Raw genomic sequence first — 17,298 nt, forward strand, 5'->3', positions numbered from 1 at the left:
CCATGCCCGGCGTAACCCGACTTTCGGTCCGCAATATCAGAAAGAGCTTCGGCACCCATGAAGTGCTGCGCGGCATATCGCTCGATGCAGAGGACGGCGATGTGATTTCGCTGCTCGGCGCCTCCGGCTCCGGCAAATCCACCTTCTTGCGCTGCATCAACCTGCTGGAGATCGCATCCGATGGCGAGATCTGGGTCGACGGCGAACATATCGAGATGACCCATAAGAACGGCAAGACGAAGCCGGCGAGCCAGAAGCAGGTCGATCACATCCGCTCTGAGCTCGGCATGGTCTTCCAGTCTTTCAATCTCTGGTCCCATATGACGATCCTGCAGAATGTCATCGAAGGACCGGTCCATGTCTTGAAGCGGCCGCGGGCCGAATGCATCGCCGAGGCCGAAGCGCTGCTCGAAAAGGTCGGCATCGCGGATAAGCGCCACGCCTATCCCGCCCATCTTTCCGGCGGTCAGCAGCAGCGTGCAGCGATTGCCCGCGCGCTCGCCATGAAGCCGAAGGTCATGCTCTTCGACGAGCCAACCTCAGCGCTCGATCCGGAGCTGGTCGGTGAAGTGCTGCGCGTCATGCGCGCGCTTGCCGAAGAGGGCATGACGATGCTAGTCGTCACCCACGAAATGAGCTTTGCCCGCAACGTCTCCAACCGCGTGGTCTTCATGCGCGAAGGGCTGGTCGAAAGCAGCGGTACGCCGGACGAAATGTTCGGGGGCGGCGCATCACCGGCCTTCCGCCAGTTCATCGGTCATTTTGGAAGCGGCCAATGACCATCACCATCGACAAGGTTGCTCGATGGCGCGATATCGCACGCGTGGCCGAGGGCGAAACGCTTGCCCTGTCGCCAGCGGCTTGGGACCGCGTTATCAATGCAAGCCACATCGTCGAGCGGATCGTCGAAACCGGTGTCAGGGCCTATGGCATCAATACCGGCGTCGGCGCGCTCTCAGATACGGTGGTCGACAGAGCGTCTCAAAACCGGCTGTCGCGCAACATCATCCTCAGTCATGCCGTTGGCGTCGGCGAATTTCTGGCGCCGCGAGAGGTGCGTGCGATCATCGCCGCTCAGATTGCCAATTTTGCCCATGGCCATTCCGGCGTGCGCCCCGAAATCGTCCGCCATCTCGCTACGTTCCTCGAAAGGAATTGCATTCCGGACGTCCCCTCCAAGGGTTCGGCAGGCTACCTCACCCATAATGCCCACAATGCGCTGGTCCTGATCGGCGAAGGCAGCGCCCGCGTCAAGGGCAGCCCTATGAACGGCCGCGATGCGCTTACCGCCATCGGCCTCGAGCCTTTGGTACTCGGTGCCAAGGAGGGTCTCAGCCTCGTCAACGGTACGGCCTGCGCAACCGGGCTTGCAAGCGTTGCGCTCGCACGTGCCGAGCGGCTGCTCGACTGGGCCGACGCGATCGCAGCACTGACGCTTGAAGCGGCCGGCTGCCAGATGGCGGCCTTCGATGCGACTGTTCTTTCCCTGCGCCCCTCCAAGGGCATTGCCAGCGTCGGCGTTTCGCTGCGTGCCCGGCTTGCCGGCAGCGGGCTGATTTCGGCTGCGCTCGGTAAACGGACACAGGATGCGCTGAGCCTGCGCGCGATCCCGCATGCCCATGGCGCTGCGCGCGATGTCTTTGATGTCTCGGCCCTCGTCGTCGATCAGGAGCTTGCCTCCGTCACCGACAATCCCGCCGTATCCGGCACGCCCGAGGAGCCGATCGTCTCCTCCGAAGCGCATGCGGTTGCTCCCGCTCTTGCACAGGCGGCCGATAGTCTTGCGACGACTCTCGCTCAGATTTCCGCCATGAGCGAACGGCGCATGGACCGCCTCGTCAATCCGCTCGTGAGCGGCCTGCCGCCGTTCCTGGCAAGCGATGCCGGCAGCAATTCCGGCTTCATGATCGCGCAATATACGGCAGCAGCCCTTGCCAACGAGAACCGGCGGCTTGCCGCACCGGCTTCTATCGATGGTGGCATCACGTCCGGTCTGCAGGAGGATTTCCTCGCGCATCCGACGGCGGCCGCAAACAAGCTTCTCGCGGTGATCGATAATGCCGAATACATTCTGGCAATCGAATTGATGGGCGCTGCGCAGGCTCACGAATTCCTTGTCGGTACCGCTAGGAGAGCGGCCGGTACGGATGCCGTCTACAACGCCGTTCGCAAGATCGTGCCTGCCTATGCCGATGATCGGCCGCTTTCGCGCGACATCGAGGTTCTGCGCGGACTGGTCCGAGAGGCCGCGGCACCAGCAATTCCGTGAGGAGGCTTCCATGACCCCCAACTTCGACGTCGCCGTCATCGGTCTCGGTGCCATGGGGAGTGCTGCGCTCGCCTTTCTTGCGGCCCGCGGCGTCAAGGCGATAGGCTTCGATGCCTATTTTCCCGCCCATCCGCTCAGTTCGTCGCGTGGTGACAGCCGCCTTATCCGGCTCGGCTATTTCGAGGACCCTTCCTATGTTCCGCTGCTCAAGCGCGCCTATCAGAACTGGCGATCGCTGGAAGCGCGCTTGCGCACAGATATCCTGACGATAACCGGCGTGCTGCAGATTGGCGCACCCGACGGCAAAGTCGTCGGCGGTACGCGTGCCTCCTGCGAACTGCATGGGCTTGCCCATGAGGCACTGGACAAGGCCGAGATGGCCCGCCGATTTCCGGCGTTTCAACTCGACGAGCATGAGATCGGCCTGCTCGATCCGCAAGGCGGCTACCTTCGCCCCGAAGCCGCAGTCATGGGTTATCTGAAGCTCGCCGCCGAGGATGGCGCGGTTTTGCATTTTGGTGAGAAGGTCACGGCGATCGAGCCCGACGATGCCGGTGTGACAATCGTCTCCGAAACCGGGCGGTATCGGGCAGGAAAGATCGTGGTGGCGACCGGATCGTGGATTGCCGAACTCGTGCCCCAGCTCAGGCGGGCAGCCGTCCCGATCCGTCAGGTGGTCGCCTGGTATCAGCCGCAGGATGGCTTTGCCACTCAGCCGCAAAGGATGCCCTGCTTCCTGCGGGATGAAGGTGCGGAGGGCTCCTATTTCGGTTTCCCGGCCATCGGCGTCGATGGCGTGAAGATTGGCAAACACGCCCATTTCCGCGAACCGATCGATCCCAATCAACCGAACCCGCCCGTCAACGATGCCGACCGAGACTTGCTTGACAGCTTCATCAGCAAGCGTGTTCCCGCTGCGGCCGGTCTTCGCATGAAGGAAACGACCTGCCGTTATACGATGCTGCCGAGCGAGGATTTTCTTCTCGACCACATGCCTGGCGAAAAGAACGTTGTCGTCGCCTCGCCCTGCTCCGGCCACGGCTTCAAGTTCACGAGCGTCATCGGCGAAATCCTGGCGGATCTTGCCATCGATGGACAGACCAACTTACCCATCGACGCCTTTTCCTTTGCCAGGATCTGAATCGGCTCCCGCAGCCGTCAGAAGCTGGCGATGATTATCGCCAGTTCGGGACCGCGTGAATATGCAGCCTATCCGCAATCTCCCGCTTCTCGCGGATAAGGTTCAGGAAAGCGCGCTCATCGAGGTTTTCGGCATCAAGTCCTTCCCAGTCGAGCGCTGTCTGCATGAGCGCCATATCCATCAGACGCACGAGATCCATGAGCTCCAATGACGAGGCGCTCTCTCTCGCTGCAGAAATAAGACGGAAGAGCCGCAGGAATCCCACCGGCCCATTGCTATCAATCATATCAGAAATTCCATCGGCCATCGCCTTGATTTGCCTCCGAGCCTGGCGAAAGTTTCGCGATCGAGCAGGTCCGCCTGCATCGATCTATAAACGGAATTGAATCGGATCTTGCCCGCCACAAACGCTAGCACAGCCTATGGGTTGCGTAAACGATCGAGTAACACGATTTAAGATACGACAAAATTGCGATTTTTTCGGTTCCGAAATATACCAATACATCTTACAGATAGCATTCTATAAGCTGCCGCTAAAAATTGACGGTCGCGATTGTTAAACGGCGACTTCAGTGCATCGATAAACTGCCAATCCTCAACAATTGCTCGTAATCCCAGATTAAGTATATTGTTGCGCCTCCACTAATACGCGAGGCGGTCTTGAACAAACCCTTCCCTCCTCTTCCGTTCGGCAGTGAACGCGCCGATCTGGATAAATCGCCACTTGAAATCAGAGGACTTCTTTCGCGGCCGATCTGGCGCGAGCTCAGGACGTTTCTGGCGGTGGCCAAAAGTCCCTCCTTTGCTCAAGCCGCCGAGCTGCTCGGCACCAGTGCGCCAACTGTGAGTCGCGATGTGAAGCGCCTTCAGGACCAGATCGGTTCGCAACTCGTCATCTCGACTTTTTCCGGCGTCACGCTGACGGAAACCGGCCGCAAGCTCGCCATCCAGGTTGCAGAGCTCGATTTCCAGCTGTTTGCCCTTTCCAACGACCTGAAGGATGAGATGGATGCCGTCACCGGTCGGGTTGCCGTCAGCGTGACCTCCGGCCTTGCCGTTGCCATCGTCGCTCCCGCCGTACCCCGGCTGAACGAAAATTATCCGCGCCTCAATCTCGACATTCGGGAACAGGTGTCGCTCGTCAACTTCGAGAAGAACCAGGCTGATCTGATGATCTCGCTCTCTCCGATTTCCAGAGCAGATGTCGAGTGCGTCGAGATCGGCACTCTTCATCTTATCCCGGTTGCCAGCCGTGATTATCTGAAGAAATCGGGCGTTCCGCAGCTGCAGTTCAGTTCCCAGCATGTCTATGTGCAGTGCAGTTATTATGACTCCGATCGAGAGACCTGGAACGGCTGGCGCGGCCTCGTGGAAGCCGGCCACCAAACCCACAACTGCGAGAATTCGCTCGCTTACTTTGCCCTCGTTCGCAATGGCGCAGGCGTGGGCTTGCTCGGCAATTACGTGCTCGCAGATCCCGAACTCGTGCCGCTTGACCTTGGCGTGCATGTCGCCCTGCCGATCTATCTGACCTCGGTTGCCAATCGCCGGCAATCGAGACCTGTGGCCGCCGTCTATGACTGGATCGTCGATACTTTCAGGACCAACCCGTCTTTCAGCAGCAGATTGACCTTTCCGTCCGGCCGACACGAACAGGAAGAGAGCTTGCGCAAGATGCTCGAAACTATCGCTCCTCCGCCTTCACAATTTCGCTGAGCTCTTCCGAAATCGAAAGATAGATGTTTGCGACGTCCTCGAGGAAACCGGCGAGCTCGACCGGCTGCACTGTTGGATCGTTGATGAGACGCCGCACCATTTCGGTGTGCAGTTTCGTGCGCGTGAGAATTTCCTCCTGCAGCGCAGCCGTTGCGGACATGTTGCCCGCGTTCCTCAAACCTGCCATTGTCATGCTGTCTCAAACGAACTCGGCGCGTCCCACTGACCTTCGACGCGCAACAGCATGGCACTGCTGCTTTCCATGGTAATCGGGTCCGATGATGCGGGGATCGTGCCGACCACGGTCAGGTACGGCTCCGGATGACCGGCGATCTCCACTGGCGGGCTGTCTACGATCTCCAGATCGAACAGGATGGTCCACAATCGCGCAAGGCGCTGCTCGGCCTGGGTCAGAACCTTCGTATAGCCCTTGCGCGCCACGTGATCGAAGGTCATCTGAATGCAACGCTTAACCGTAAAAGGGTGTTGGTACTTTTCGCGGAAGCAGGTTCGTTCATACTTGGCAAAGTCGGCGAACCAGCGAATGCGAAGGGAACCAACCGGCTCTTCGCCATCATAAAAGACGAAATGCGTGGCCTGGTGATCATTACCGTCGAAGATGAAGGAGGGCGAGATACCGTGCTCATGGACAAAGCAGATACTTCGCAAGATCATCGCATCCCGAACATGATCCGGGGTCGTTGCGACTTGGCATCGAAGATTGGGATATTTGTTCACCATCGGTCGGCCTCTTTGTCTGTACAACCCACTTCAACTCCAGAACGCGTGCTGCGCGAAGGACGAAGATTTCAGGGGGGATTTCAAAAATGACGGACCCTGCCAATCCGATGGCAACCATCATCGCTCTCTGCGCGGAAGGGGCACGCCGGTTTGGCGACGATCCGCGCGCCATTGCGAGCTTCGTCGAAAATGAAATTGCGCGTCTGTCGGAGAGAGAGCAGCGGCAACTCAAAGAACAACTGACGCTTTTGACGGATGTAGGTGGATCTCAAAAGCCGATCATGTAAAGAGAACCTGCAAGATCTGCAGTCGACGAAAGTATTCTCAAGGATAGGTATGAAAGATCAGGAACTGAATTTGGCAATCGGCCAGAGATTACGCTCCGTGCGCGCCGCTCGCGGCTTCACCCAGAGCGAGCTCGCTGCGCACATCGGCGTCGCGTTTCAGCAGATCCAGAAATACGAGAATGGGACAAACCGCCTGTCGGTCGCAGTCATGCTGCGGTTATGCGGCTTCATGAAAGTGGATGCCGGCTGGTTCGTCAACGGCATCGAAACCGAGGCGGGCGCTGGCGTCGAGGACGAGGCAGGCTATCTTGCCAGGGAAATCGAGCGCATCTCGGATCTGAAGATCCGACGCAATCTGACGATGCTGATCCACTCCCTGGCTTCATCAACCCAGCAAGTTGAGAACGCCTGAACAGCCTGGTCGAAGGCGCAAGGCCATCTGGGTCGATAGCAGATTGATTGCAGAGTAGTTTCGACCGCGACACCGTGATCGTCTTTTCCGACGCACGCACATCGCCCGCGACGGGTGCCCTAAGCCGACACCTGTGCCAGGTTCCTTCACATGCGCGACTGTCGTATCGTCCGCCTGCGGCGTGCCCAATCCAGTGCGCCTGGCATGTGCTGACCTGAGCCTGAAAGCAAGGATCGATGCGACCGGCCGGTGAGATAGACCGTAGCGATCGCGCGCCTTGCAGCGACCGGCAACCTTGGTTGACTGCCTCAATCGGCAAGTGAGATCACATCTCCGATCTGCACCATCCCGCCATGGTGAGGACGGCAGTAAACGCCCATATGCCGGCCTCCGAACCTCATCACATTGCGAAGAATTTCAGGGTCATTATCAAGCCCCTCCTGAGCAATGATTGCAAAGCCGCATCGCTTCGTCGGTGCGATCACCTTTCCTGCGATCGATCCCATGAGGATCGGACGATCAATCCAATTGAGCTCGGCAAAACCGGTGATGTCAGCATCTGCCTGCACATAGATGTTGGGCCGGAATCTGCGCCGGTCGGGATTGCCGGCCGGATGAAGCTGTCGGAGATGGTCTACCGATGCTGTTGTCAAGAGATGGACAGGCGACACATCGTACCGATCGACTGCGAATATCTGCTTGTCATCTTCGCGCACCGAACGCTCGTAGGGCCTGACCTCTACCTCGAATTCGAAAAATTCAGTCAGAGCGACGGACAGCTCCGCCTGCGCGACCCCGAGCCACGAGTGGTCCGGCACCTGCACCTCGACCGCGCCGTTTGCGGCCGTCCGCGAGCGCACATAAACCGCCTTTTGCCACCGCTTGTCGCGTTCGGGATGAGCAACGATGCCAGTCGAGACCTCGACGAGCGCGTAGCGCCGATCGCCGTCCATCCCCTTGTCGGAGATGCTTGCCTTATCGAGCATCTCACCGGTTACAGAGCTGACCGGATAGCGCCATAATTCCTTGATCACGCCGACAGAGCTCATATTCAGTGGCTTTCGACCAGGTTCGCGCGGACTTGCGATGGCGTCGCTCCGAAAGTCCGCTTGAAGGCCCGAGTGAAATGCGAGGCGTTCTCGAAACCGACGTCCAGCGCAATTTCGATCATCGAGCGCTTCGAATGCGCGAGCAGAACCTTGGCCCGCTCCAGACGCACGCGCTTGTAAGCCTGGGCCGGCGACATGCCTGCCTTATCCAGGAAGACGCGTTCGAGCTGGCGGCGCGAGAGCCCGACGGAAGAAGCCAAGGCAGGGATCGATATGCCGAACTCCATGTTCTGCTCCATCATGATCATCGCAGCTCTCACACGGTCATCCTCGTAATTTTCGTAGAGCGGCCTGTGCGGCTGAACATCAGCCGGCGAGCGGGCCTTTTCGATCTGCAGGACCTCCAGCGCGTTACGCTCTGCCTCCGGGCTGATGGCCCGCCGTACCAGAAGCGCGGCCATGTCGGCCGCACTGCTTCCGCCCGCGCACGATCCGCGATTGCGGTCCAGATTGAACAGCCGGTCTGAACGAACCGGCAAGTGCGGAAACCGTTCCTTGAATGCATTGGCATGCAGCCAGCTTACGCAGCTCTGGTGGTTTTCCATCAGGCCTGCTTCGGCAAGAATGAATGTACCGGTGCACAGCCCGATCAACGGCACACGTTGAGCGGAAGCGCGCTTCAGGAATGCGATTGTTTCCTGATCAACCGGCCGGTCCACGGTCAACAAGCCGCCGACCACCACGAGATAGTCGAAGCGGCCAGGATCTACGAAGTCCGATGTCGGCGCAACCTGCACGCCGCAACTCGAGGTGATCAGATGACGCGTGCTGCCGAGCACCTGCCAGTCGGCAAGGACCCTCCCCGAGCGATCCAATTCGTCGCTCGCAAGCCGCAGCGTGTCGACGAAGAGCGCCAAGGCCGATAGCGTGAAGGACCTCGCCAATACGAAGCCGACCTTGAGCTGTTTGGGAACGGAGGCTCCTTCTCCCGAGCGAAAGTCATCTGGTCTCATCGTCATGCCTCCTGTCGCTGCAGCATTTTTTACTGGATCTTGCGAGGTGCACCGGATTCTCGCGGGCAGGGCGTCGATGCAGTAGATGCTGTTTTTCATGGACACCCCTCAGTGGCTGGCAGGCGCTGGAGTTTTGTCGAGCAGGCCGCGGCTCAACCGGTCGAGCAGGAGCGCAACCGCTACGATTGCAAGTCCCGCCCGCAAGCCCAATCCCATCTCCATGCGCGTCAGGCCACGCGTAACCTCGGCGCCAAGCCCCCCTGCCCCGACAAGACCCGCCAGAACAACCATCGCCAGAGAAAGGAGGATGCACTGATTGAGTCCGACCAGCAGTGTCTGCTTCGCCAACGGGATTTCGATCTTCCACAGCACCGAGCGTGCGTCCGCACCGATCGCGCTGCCGAGTTCACGGAATTCGTTTGGCACCTGGTTGAATGCCAATGTTGTCAGACGCAGCATCGGTGGAATGCCGTAGACAATGGTCGCGATGATCGCCGGCACGCGTCCAAGACTGAAGATCATGACCGCAGGGATCAGATAGACCCAGGGTGGAACGGTCTGCATCACGTCGAGGATAGGTCGGACGACGGCTGCCAGAGTTTTGTATCGAGAGCAGAGGACACCGAGCGGAAAGGCAATCAGCACCGAAATCAGCACGGCGACCGTTACAAGGGCAACTGTTTGCATCGATGCGGTCCAAAATCCGACGATCAGGCAGAAGCCAAGGCAAAGCCCTGCAAGGATGGCTGTTCGGATGCTGACGGCAAAGAAAGCGATGATCACGACGGCGGCTATCAGCGCATAGGGTGGCACGAAGAGAAGTGCCGCCTCGATTCCCGAAAGAACAGATTCGACTATATAGCTGATCGCAAAGAACAACGGGTGAAGATTGGTATTGAGCCAATCGACTGCTGGGGCCAAAAATGCGCCTGGCGAAAATTGAAGAAGCGGAGGATTCATGACTGTCTCCCCGTCCCAAGCCGGGCCGCGCTCTGGGTTATACGGTCAAGTACCATGGTCAGGACGACGATTGCGATCGCGCCGTTGATCGAAGTAGCGATATCGAGTGTCCGGATCGCGCCATAGATGGTTTCTCCGAGCCCGCCTGAGCCGACGATCCCCGCAATCACGACCATGCCGAACGCCATCATCAGGCTCTGATTGATACCAGCCATAATGCTCGGAAGTGCAAATGGCAGCCGGATCTTGAAGAACATCTGCAAGGGCGTGATGCCGTTCGCCTCGCCCAGTTCGATGAAGGCCTTCGGCGTCATGCGAATGCCGAGCGAGGTCAGCCGGATTGCCGGCGGCATAGCCACCACGATCGTCGCAATGAGAGCCGTTGCCGGTCCGTAACCCAGCAAAGCGATGGCCGGCAAAAGGTAGATGTAAGGCGGAAGCGTCTGGATCAGATCAAGACCAGGTTCCATGAAGCGATCGAGCGCGGTGAAGAAGCCTGCCGCGATGCCGATCGGGATGCCGAGAGCAAGCGCAAGCACGGTTGCGGTGAGGACGAGCGCCAGGGTGCTCATCGTTTCGGGCCACAATCCCATCGAGAAGCAGAGAGCAAGCGCAACGCCGCTCAAGGCAGCGAACCAGACGTTTACGAGCCGCCAGCCAATGAGGGCAATCGCAATTGCCACTACGTAGAACGGCGGAAACTGGAGCAGCCAAAGTATGCCGTCATAGAGGCTTTCGAGCACCCATCGGATATTGTCGAAAAGTGTCTCGCCATTGTCGCTCACCCATTCGAGCGCGGCGTCCGTCCATTCGTCGAACATGTCTGTAAAGCTTGAAACGTCCATGTCACTCAGCTCCCGTTGGCCGTCAGGCGGCCGCGCGATCGTTGATCGATGTTCCCTTGACTCCCATCAGGAGGCTGCGGGGTGTCACGACACCGACCACTTGGCCGTTATCGACGACTGCGATGGCATCGCGGTCCGACTGCATGGTGAGGGTGATCAGTTCATCGATGTCCGCATCGGGAGTGGTGCGCACCAAGGCGGAAATATCGGAATTTGGCGTGCTGCGCTGGAATTCGGTAACGCTGTGCATCACGGAATGCGCCTTGATCAGGTGGAGCCGCGAGATACCCGCCACGAACTCGGCGACGTAATCATCGGCAGGATTGAGAATAATCTCTTCGGCCGTTCCGGTCTGGATGATGACGCCATCCTTCATGATGGCAATGCGGTCGCCGATGCGGATTGCCTCATCGAGATCATGGGTGATGAAGACGGCGGACTTGCCAAGCGACTTGGTGAGTTGCCGAAACTCGTCCTGCAGCTGCCGGCGGATCAGAGGATCGAGAGCACTGAAGGGTTCGTCCATCAGGATGATTTCCGGATCCGAAGCGAGCGCGCGGGCAAGCCCGACGCGTTGCTGCATGCCGCCCGACAGCTCCGTCGGATAGCGATCGACCCAATCTGCAAGACCCACGGTTTCGAGGGCGGCCCTTGCCGTCTTGTGACGCTCGGACCTGGAAATGCCCTGGACCTCCAACCCGAAGGCGGCGTTGTCGAGGACGGTTCGATGCGGCAGAAGCGCTACGCTTTGAAACACCATGCCGATGTTCTTTGCGCGCATATGCCGGAGCTCTGTCGTCGACAGGGCCGCAATGTCCCGGCCCTTCACGAAAACTTTTCCGGAACTCGGGGTGATGAGCTTGTTGAGCAGGCGGATCAGCGTTGATTTTCCGCTTCCCGAAAGGCCCATGATGCAGAAGATCTCACCGCGCCTCACCTGCAGGCTCGCGTCGGAAACGCCGACGACGCAGTTGAATTCCTTGAGCACCTCTTTCTTGCCCAGCCCGCGATCGGTAATGGATTTCATTGCGGCAGCTGACTTGTCCCCGAAGACCTTCCATAGGGATTGGCAGTCGATCAGGATGTCATTGGCATCGGCATTTGCTGCTTTCATAGCGATCCCCTTTGAGCCAATTCGAGCTGGCTTCTGTCATTGGGTTTAGAAGTGGCCGTCCGGCATACCGAACGGCCATGTCACATCAATCTTTCTTGATGTTTTCCCAGCGCTTGATCAGGTCCGCGTGCGCGCCGACCCAATCCTGAACCGCCTGGTCCATCGTCTTTCCTTCGTTGACGGCACCGTTGATCGCCGTGATGTCGGCCAGCGGTACATAGACGCTTGCCATGACTTCACGGGCATGCGGGTTTTCTTCGGAAAAACCCTTGTGGCCGATCCAGTAATAGCTCTGGGGCGGCGGGAAGATACCCTTGGAATCCTTGAGGTATTTGATCGGATATTTCTGCACCATCCATGACGGCTCCCAGATCGTCACGGCCGTCCATTCCTGTCGGTCATAGGCTGACTTGAGCGCGGCGGTCATGGCCGCGGTACTGCCTTCGACGAGCTGCAGCTTCAGGCCGTAATCCTTGACGGCGTTGGAAGCGTCCCGCATCAGGCCCGAGCCCGGCTCGATCCCGATGATCTTGCCGCCGAACTTATCGGCGTTTTCATTAAGCTGCTCGATCGTGTCGATCGGCACGTATTTCGGGACCGCGATACCCTGATAGAGGCCATGCGAGACCGGCGAGATCTTTTCAAGCCGGTTCTTGTTTTTGTTCCAGTAGTCCTGCGCCACGTAGTCGGTCTGCGAAGCAAGCACCTGGATGTCGCCCTTGGAAAGGGCAGCATAGGCGATCCCCCATTCGGAGAATTCCGTGACCTTGACGTTATAGCCGGCGTCTTCCAGTACTTTCTTGGTAATGCCGGTAATGGGTGTCAGGTCCTCCCAGGACAGCGTGCCCATGTTGATGGTCTTTTCTTCCGCACGGGCGGGAAGCATACTGATCCCGACAATGGCGGCCGCGCAGAGCGCTTTCCACAAAGTCTTCATTGTTATTACTCCTAGTTCCTGTTCCCATTTTTGGTGAAGCCCTGCGAACCGCTGAGCCTCACATTGCGCGGCGATGGATCAACCCTCGCGGCCTGCACGCAATTCCTGAAATCGAATGACCGAATTGACGCCGAGCCATGCGAAAGGCTCGGGCGGCAGCCTGGTCGGCTCCGGCTGGTTTCTGTATTGGTCGAGCTGCGGGCTGCCGACGCCTGCCGCGAGATCGGCGGCCATCATGCCGGCAAGCGTACTCTTGACAGTTCCAAGGCCATTCTCGCAGCAGGCCGAATAAAGCCCCTCCTCCACTTCGCCGAAGGCCGGAACATGATTGCGGCTGAGACACAGTGCGCCCGCCCAGCTGAACTCCAGGGGCAGGCTTTCCATCTGCGGAAAACGTGCATCGAAAGAGCGGCGCTGCTCGGCGGCAATCCCGGCAACGCGCCGGTCGGAAACCCTGAGCCCCGGATCATAGGTGAAGCGCGTGCGGATCACGATGCGGGAGCGGCCATTCGATGTGATCTTTCGGACAGTTGCGCCCATCGGGTCGGCAGGCAGCAGGGCCCAGCGATCGATGCCGGTGACCGCGGTGCCGAATTCGTTTTGAGAAAAGGCTGATGTCATCGATGCATAGGTGAAGATGTGCATCAGCCGGCCGCGAAAGTGGCCGAAGCTTTCGATATGGCCGTTTACGCCGAGTATGACCTTGGGTGCTGAGACCGATCCGCGGTTGGAGCGGGCCTTCCAGTGGCGACCTTCCCGCGAGAGTTCCAGGACCGGTGAATGTTCGAAAATGGAGACCCTCTCGTGCAATCCGCGCGCCAAGCCACGGATATAGTCGGCTGGCTGGATCATCACCGCGCCCGGCGTATAAAGGCCGCCACGATAATAGGTCGTCCCGGTCATTCGACGCATGTCGTCGGCGTCGAGAACACGGTGATCCTCGCCGATCCTTTCCAGCGAACGCCGGTAATTGTCGTTCAGCGCCAGCCCCCTGTCCGAAGCGGCGGCGTTGACCTTTCCGGATGGATCGAACGTTTCCTTGGATAGCCCGAATTCGGCTGCGACACCGGCTGCGAAGGCAATCGCCAGCCGGTTCAGTGCGATCTCCGCCTTCGTGGAGGTTTCGTCCGTAACCGAATATTCGCCCGACGACAGATTGTGCGGCACGTCGATCATGAAACCGGAATTGCGACCTGCCGGCCCTTTGGCTAACTCCCGCGCGTCGAGGACGACGATCTTGTCCTCTGGGCGGTGCTGTAAGAGGCGGCGTGCCGCCGACAACCCGGCAAAGCCGCCACCGATAATCAGCCAGTCGGCGGTGATATCACTGTCGAGTGCCTTGGTTGGGAAGCCGCGTTGGCTGATCGCTTCCCAACCTGAAACGCCGGTGTCGACCGGCAGCCGTTTGACGACGTGCCGTGTCATCTGACTGTCTCGTCGACGGACCGATCCGACACGTCGATCCAGATGGTCTTCAGCTCGCAGTAATTGTCGTGGGCGAATGCCGACTTGTCGCGGCCGCCGAAGCCGGATTCCTTATAACCGCCGAACGGCGTGGTCGCGTCGCCCTCGCCGAAGCAGTTTACCGTCACGACGCCCGCCCTGATTTCGCGCGAGAGCTTGATCGCGCTGCGAAGGCTTCCGGTATAGACCGACGCCGCTAGTCCATAATTCGTGTCGTTGGCAAGGGAGACTGCCTCGGCAATCGTGTTGAAGGTCGTGACCGAAAGAACCGGCCCGAAGATTTCTTCCTGGAACAGCCGGCTAGAACGTGTCACGCCGTCAACGACCGTCGGTTCAACAAAGACGCCGTCGCGCGTTTGGCCGCCATGGGCGAGCGAGAGCTTTTCCTTCCTTGCATCGTCGAGGAAGGACGTAACCTTCTCGAAATGGGCCTTGCTCACGAGCGCGCCGATCCGGTTTTCCGGATCGAGCGGATCGCCGGTCCGCCACTCCCGCATATAGGCGCCGATCCGCTGCAGCAATTCGTCCTTCACCTTGGCGTCAACGATCAGACGCGACGTGGCCGAGCAGTTCTCGCCCATATTCCAGAAGGCGCCATTGACGACCTGTTCGGCGACGAGATCGAGATCCTCCACATCGTCGAGGACGACCGCCGGGTTCTTGCCGCCGCATTCGAGCACCACCTTCTTGAGGTTGGAATCCGCGGCATACCGCAGAAACCGCCGGCCCGTCGGCGTCGATCCGGTGAAGGCGATCATGTCGACGTCCATATGCATGCCGAGCGGCTCGCCAACCTCCTTGCCGCTTCCCGTCACCACATTGAAAACGCCCGCAGGCACGCCGGCCTCGTGGGCGAGTTCGGCGATACGCAGCGTGGTCAGCGTCGTGTCTTCGGCAGGCTTGACGATGATGGAACATCCGGCGGCGAGCGCCGGGCCGATCTTCCAGGCAAGCATCAGCAGCGGAAAGTTCCACGGCAGAACGCATCCGACCACGCCGATCGGTTCGCGCACGATCATGGCCAGCGCATTCGCTCCAACCGGCGCCGCGTTGTCGTAGAGCTTGTCGATCAGTTCGGCATGCCAGCGAAGCGTATGGATCGTATCCGGTATATCGACGGTCTGGCACTCCCGGATCGGCTTGCCGCTGTCGAGGCTCTCCATGACGGCAAGCTCATGACGATTGCGCTCGATGAGCTTGGCGAGCTTGAGCAGTATTTCCTTGCGCTCGCCGGGTGAGCGCAGCCGCCAGCGTCCGTCCTCGAAGGATTGACGGGCCTTGAGCACAGCGTGATCGACGTCGGTCGCATCACATGCCGCAATGTCGGCGAGCACTTCGCCGGTCGCGGGGTTCGTGGAGCGGAAAACACGCCCCGACTTCGCCGGGCAGAAAGAGCCGTCGATGAAGGCATTTGCCGGAAATCTGAGGTCGGCGGCGATCGCCTTGTATTCAGCGGCAGTCAACGGTTCATGCATGGCGATTGGCTCCCGACGTTATCTGGCCGACCGTGCGCTTCAAGGTGGAGACGACGGTCTGCAATGTTCGTTTTTCTTCAGAGTTGAGAGGACGGAGCGGAGCGCGCACAGAGCCGGTCCTCAGCCCGATAATCTCGCATCCGTGCTTGATCGATTGGACGAACTTGCCGCATTCGAGGAAATCCATGAGCGGCAGCATCGCGGCCATGATCGCCCTGCCCTTGTCGAAGTTCTTCTCGATGACACAGGCCTCATAGAGAGCGACGTGCTCGCGGGGCAGGAAGTTCGAACCCGCACAGACCCAGCTCCTTGCACCCCATGCGAAGAATTCGAGCGCCTGATCGTCCCAGCCGCAGGAAAGCGAGATGTGCGGAAACTTCCGGGCAAGAAGATGCAGATTGCCCATGTCGCCGGAGCTTTCCTTGATGGCGATGACGTTCTTCGATTTGCCGACGCGCGAGAAATATTCCTCACCCATCATGACGCCCATCCGCGCCGGGTAGTTGTAGAGCATGATGGGCAAGTTCGCTGCGCGGTCGACGGTCAGTGCATGAATTGCATTTTCCCGCTCGGTGGGCAGCGCGTAAGGTGGCGATGAAACAAGGATGGCATCTGCACCAATCTGCCTGGCAGCCTTGGCGTACTCGACAGAATCCTCGGTGCGGGTAGCGCCGGTGCCGACGATGAGAGGGGTCCGGCCGCCGAGGACGTCCTTTGCGTAAGACGCGAGGTCAAAACGCTCTTGACTGGTCTGAGCATAGTATTCTCCTGTCGACCCGCCGACGATGATGCCATGAACGCCCGCCTCGATGAGAGATTCCAGCACGGCCGCAAAAGCTTTCCGGTCGATCTGCCCGCTGTCGTCGAGCGGCGTCACGGCCGGCGTATATATCCCCTCGAACTTCACGATGACTTCTCCAATGATTGCGTGACGGGACCGCCAACCGGGGAATCCGCCTTCAGCCCCTGCGGAGCAATGAACATCTCCATGTTCTCGCGCGAGAGTTCCCAATGTTCGAAAACAAGATCGACGACAGTGTCCTCGTCGTGTGCGCCCAACGCTTCGATGAAGCCGTCGTGATGATCGACAGCCAGCTGTAAACGCCTCTTCATGTCTTCGTTGCGCGGACGAAAGAAGGTGTGCCCGATCCGGGCGTGATCGATGAGGAGGCGACCTAGGCTCGGCTGCAGATAAGCATTCGCCGACATCTCGCCGAAAATCTCATGAAAGCGATTGTTTTCCAGAACCATTGCCAGCGCGTCCATATTGCTGCTGGCAGTGCGAAAGCGTTCCTGCGTCTGCTTGAGGTCGGCGAGCTGGGCTGGCTTGAAATTCTGCACGGCCAGTCTTCCGATCGCGGCATAGATCATCGGAGCGACGAGGAAGAAGTTGCGCAGCGTCGCATGGTTCATCGGAATGACCCGCGCGCCTCGATTTTCGCGAATGTCTATATAGCCCTCCCCGGCCAGCCGGCGGAAAATATCCCGAACCGGCGTTCGCGACAGGCCGTAGCGCTCACTTAGGCTGACCTCGTCGAGATCGGCGTCGGGATCGAGTTCCATCGTCAGAATCTGTCGTTTCAAATCTTCGTACAGGTTGCTCTTGGTCGCCTTGGCCATTCGGGCTCGCTCCTCGTTCCTTGCGGCAGACGATACACCGGTTGCGTCAGGAGTCAATAAATTGTGTACTTTGCGTACACATTAATTAGATCAATAATTATACAATCTTTGAAGCCGTCGCGGCGGCGGCCAACGCGGCTTTCGAGATCTCGGCAGCAAACGAGCGTTAAGGGAGAAGTAATCGGTGTTCAGGAATTGGCGTTTCGCACGTGCTACCGGCCAGGCTCGCTCCAGAACTGAAACGCTGGTTCCGCG

Annotated in this window: 19 protein-coding genes; 6 read left to right on the forward strand and 13 right to left on the reverse strand. The window is 59.2% G+C overall.

From position 1 onward, the window contains the following. Positions 1 to 2 precede the first annotated feature (2 nt). The 3 genes from FHT92_RS16330 to solA are packed head-to-tail and all read left to right on the forward strand — an operon-like array spanning position 3 to position 3,410. Positions 3 to 779, forward strand: coding sequence for an ABC transporter ATP-binding protein (locus tag FHT92_RS16330; RefSeq protein ID WP_183827030.1), 777 nt, complete (start codon positions 3 to 5; stop codon positions 777 to 779). Further along, the gene (gene hutH, locus FHT92_RS16335) at positions 776 to 2,269 is read left to right on the forward strand and encodes a histidine ammonia-lyase (RefSeq protein ID WP_183827033.1); all 1,494 of its coding nucleotides are present in this window, start codon (positions 776 to 778) and stop codon (positions 2,267 to 2,269) included. Before FHT92_RS16330 ends, hutH begins: the two co-directional genes overlap by 4 nt. Positions 2,270 to 2,279: 10 nt before the next feature. After that, complete coding sequence (gene solA / locus FHT92_RS16340; protein ID WP_183827036.1) at positions 2,280 to 3,410, forward strand: N-methyl-L-tryptophan oxidase; 1,131 nt, start codon at positions 2,280 to 2,282, stop codon at positions 3,408 to 3,410. Positions 3,411 to 3,444: 34 nt separating this feature from the next. Here solA and FHT92_RS16345 read toward each other — a convergent pair whose 3' ends face one another. Then, a complete protein-coding gene (locus tag FHT92_RS16345; protein WP_246735494.1) occupies positions 3,445 to 3,717 on the reverse strand; it encodes a hypothetical protein in 273 nt (90 codons plus the stop codon). Between the two features lie 353 nt (positions 3,718 to 4,070). Between FHT92_RS16345 and FHT92_RS16350 the strand changes: the two genes are divergently transcribed. After that, complete coding sequence (locus FHT92_RS16350) at positions 4,071 to 5,126, forward strand: LysR family transcriptional regulator (RefSeq protein WP_183742345.1); 1,056 nt, start codon at positions 4,071 to 4,073, stop codon at positions 5,124 to 5,126. Here FHT92_RS16350 and FHT92_RS16355 read toward each other — a convergent pair. Together FHT92_RS16355 and FHT92_RS16360 are read right to left on the reverse strand one after the other, a co-directional pair. Continuing rightward, on the reverse strand, positions 5,095 to 5,286 hold the full coding sequence (locus FHT92_RS16355) for a hypothetical protein (RefSeq protein ID WP_246715191.1): 192 nt from the start codon (positions 5,284 to 5,286) through the stop codon (positions 5,095 to 5,097). The two genes, FHT92_RS16350 and FHT92_RS16355, sit on opposite strands and share 32 nt — an antisense overlap. A gap of 29 nt (positions 5,287 to 5,315) precedes the next feature. Beyond that, entirely contained in the window at positions 5,316 to 5,867 is a 552-nt protein-coding gene (locus tag FHT92_RS16360) for a hypothetical protein (RefSeq protein WP_183827039.1), read from the reverse strand. Between the two features lie 107 nt (positions 5,868 to 5,974). Here FHT92_RS16360 and FHT92_RS16365 point away from each other — a divergent pair, with 107 nt between their 5' ends. Together FHT92_RS16365 and FHT92_RS16370 are read left to right on the forward strand one after the other, a co-directional pair. Then, a complete protein-coding gene (locus FHT92_RS16365) occupies positions 5,975 to 6,154 on the forward strand; it encodes a hypothetical protein (RefSeq protein ID WP_246735495.1) in 180 nt (59 codons plus the stop codon). Then, positions 6,129 to 6,566 (forward strand): helix-turn-helix transcriptional regulator, encoded by a 438-nt coding sequence (locus FHT92_RS16370; protein WP_312858768.1) that lies wholly within the window; start codon positions 6,129 to 6,131, stop codon positions 6,564 to 6,566. Before FHT92_RS16365 ends, FHT92_RS16370 begins: the two co-directional genes overlap by 26 nt. Before the next feature lie 308 nt (positions 6,567 to 6,874). Here the strand turns inward: FHT92_RS16370 and FHT92_RS16375 are convergent, their stop codons facing one another. From FHT92_RS16375 to FHT92_RS16420, 10 genes are all read right to left on the reverse strand, one after another. Beyond that, positions 6,875 to 7,615, reverse strand: coding sequence for an MOSC domain-containing protein (locus FHT92_RS16375; protein WP_183827045.1), 741 nt, complete (start codon positions 7,613 to 7,615; stop codon positions 6,875 to 6,877). 2 nt (positions 7,616 to 7,617) lie between these two features. Then, positions 7,618 to 8,628, reverse strand: a complete 1,011-nt coding sequence (locus tag FHT92_RS16380; RefSeq protein WP_183827048.1) for a GlxA family transcriptional regulator — start codon at positions 8,626 to 8,628, stop codon at positions 7,618 to 7,620. A 108-nt stretch (positions 8,629 to 8,736) separates the two neighbouring features. After that, positions 8,737 to 9,588, reverse strand: a complete 852-nt coding sequence (locus FHT92_RS16385; protein ID WP_183742331.1) for an ABC transporter permease — start codon at positions 9,586 to 9,588, stop codon at positions 8,737 to 8,739. Then, positions 9,585 to 10,433, reverse strand: coding sequence for an ABC transporter permease (locus FHT92_RS16390; RefSeq protein WP_183827051.1), 849 nt, complete (start codon positions 10,431 to 10,433; stop codon positions 9,585 to 9,587). Before FHT92_RS16390 ends, FHT92_RS16385 begins: the two co-directional genes overlap by 4 nt. A gap of 22 nt (positions 10,434 to 10,455) precedes the next feature. Further along, positions 10,456 to 11,547, reverse strand: a complete 1,092-nt coding sequence (locus tag FHT92_RS16395) for a glycine betaine/L-proline ABC transporter ATP-binding protein (RefSeq protein ID WP_183827053.1) — start codon at positions 11,545 to 11,547, stop codon at positions 10,456 to 10,458. Positions 11,548 to 11,632: 85 nt separating this feature from the next. Next, positions 11,633 to 12,484, reverse strand: a complete 852-nt coding sequence (locus FHT92_RS16400; RefSeq protein ID WP_183827056.1) for a glycine betaine ABC transporter substrate-binding protein — start codon at positions 12,482 to 12,484, stop codon at positions 11,633 to 11,635. Between the two features lie 78 nt (positions 12,485 to 12,562). Then, entirely contained in the window at positions 12,563 to 13,909 is a 1,347-nt protein-coding gene (locus FHT92_RS16405; RefSeq protein WP_183827059.1) for an FAD-binding oxidoreductase, read from the reverse strand. Continuing rightward, positions 13,906 to 15,423 (reverse strand): aldehyde dehydrogenase, encoded by a 1,518-nt coding sequence (locus FHT92_RS16410; RefSeq protein ID WP_183742321.1) that lies wholly within the window; start codon positions 15,421 to 15,423, stop codon positions 13,906 to 13,908. The genes FHT92_RS16405 and FHT92_RS16410 overlap by 4 nt, the downstream gene beginning before the upstream one ends. Continuing rightward, positions 15,416 to 16,330 carry a dihydrodipicolinate synthase family protein gene (locus FHT92_RS16415; protein ID WP_183827062.1) on the reverse strand — a complete coding sequence of 305 codons (915 nt, stop codon included), beginning with the start codon at positions 16,328 to 16,330 and terminating at the stop codon, positions 15,416 to 15,418. Before FHT92_RS16415 ends, FHT92_RS16410 begins: the two co-directional genes overlap by 8 nt. Continuing rightward, the gene (locus tag FHT92_RS16420; RefSeq protein WP_183742317.1) at positions 16,327 to 17,043 is read right to left on the reverse strand and encodes a GntR family transcriptional regulator; all 717 of its coding nucleotides are present in this window, start codon (positions 17,041 to 17,043) and stop codon (positions 16,327 to 16,329) included. Before FHT92_RS16420 ends, FHT92_RS16415 begins: the two co-directional genes overlap by 4 nt. Between the last annotated feature and the right edge of the window lie 255 nt (positions 17,044 to 17,298).

Origin of the sequence: Rhizobium sp. BK377 (assembly GCF_014193935.1) — a bacterium.
Taxonomy (GTDB): Bacteria; Pseudomonadota; Alphaproteobacteria; order Rhizobiales; family Rhizobiaceae; genus Rhizobium.

Coding starts and splice junctions, on each gene's coding strand:
- FHT92_RS16410 (WP_183742321.1), bottom strand. CDS start 15,423: ATGCATGAACCGTTGACTGCCGCTGAATACAAGGCGATCGCCGCCGAC.
- FHT92_RS16380 (WP_183827048.1), bottom strand. CDS start 8,628: ATGAGACCAGATGACTTTCGCTCGGGAGAAGGAGCCTCCGTTCCCAAA.
- FHT92_RS16375 (WP_183827045.1), bottom strand. CDS start 7,615: ATGAGCTCTGTCGGCGTGATCAAGGAATTATGGCGCTATCCGGTCAGC.
- FHT92_RS16365 (WP_246735495.1), top strand. CDS start 5,975: ATGGCAACCATCATCGCTCTCTGCGCGGAAGGGGCACGCCGGTTTGGC.
- FHT92_RS16390 (WP_183827051.1), bottom strand. CDS start 10,433: ATGGACGTTTCAAGCTTTACAGACATGTTCGACGAATGGACGGACGCC.
- FHT92_RS16355 (WP_246715191.1), bottom strand. CDS start 5,286: ATGTCCGCAACGGCTGCGCTGCAGGAGGAAATTCTCACGCGCACGAAA.
- FHT92_RS16400 (WP_183827056.1), bottom strand. CDS start 12,484: ATGAAGACTTTGTGGAAAGCGCTCTGCGCGGCCGCCATTGTCGGGATC.
- FHT92_RS16330 (WP_183827030.1), top strand. CDS start 3: ATGCCCGGCGTAACCCGACTTTCGGTCCGCAATATCAGAAAGAGCTTC.
- FHT92_RS16345 (WP_246735494.1), bottom strand. CDS start 3,717: ATGGCCGATGGAATTTCTGATATGATTGATAGCAATGGGCCGGTGGGA.
- hutH (WP_183827033.1), top strand. CDS start 776: ATGACCATCACCATCGACAAGGTTGCTCGATGGCGCGATATCGCACGC.
- FHT92_RS16385 (WP_183742331.1), bottom strand. CDS start 9,588: ATGAATCCTCCGCTTCTTCAATTTTCGCCAGGCGCATTTTTGGCCCCA.
- solA (WP_183827036.1), top strand. CDS start 2,280: ATGACCCCCAACTTCGACGTCGCCGTCATCGGTCTCGGTGCCATGGGG.
- FHT92_RS16405 (WP_183827059.1), bottom strand. CDS start 13,909: ATGACACGGCACGTCGTCAAACGGCTGCCGGTCGACACCGGCGTTTCA.
- FHT92_RS16420 (WP_183742317.1), bottom strand. CDS start 17,043: ATGGCCAAGGCGACCAAGAGCAACCTGTACGAAGATTTGAAACGACAG.
- FHT92_RS16360 (WP_183827039.1), bottom strand. CDS start 5,867: ATGGTGAACAAATATCCCAATCTTCGATGCCAAGTCGCAACGACCCCG.
- FHT92_RS16395 (WP_183827053.1), bottom strand. CDS start 11,547: ATGAAAGCAGCAAATGCCGATGCCAATGACATCCTGATCGACTGCCAA.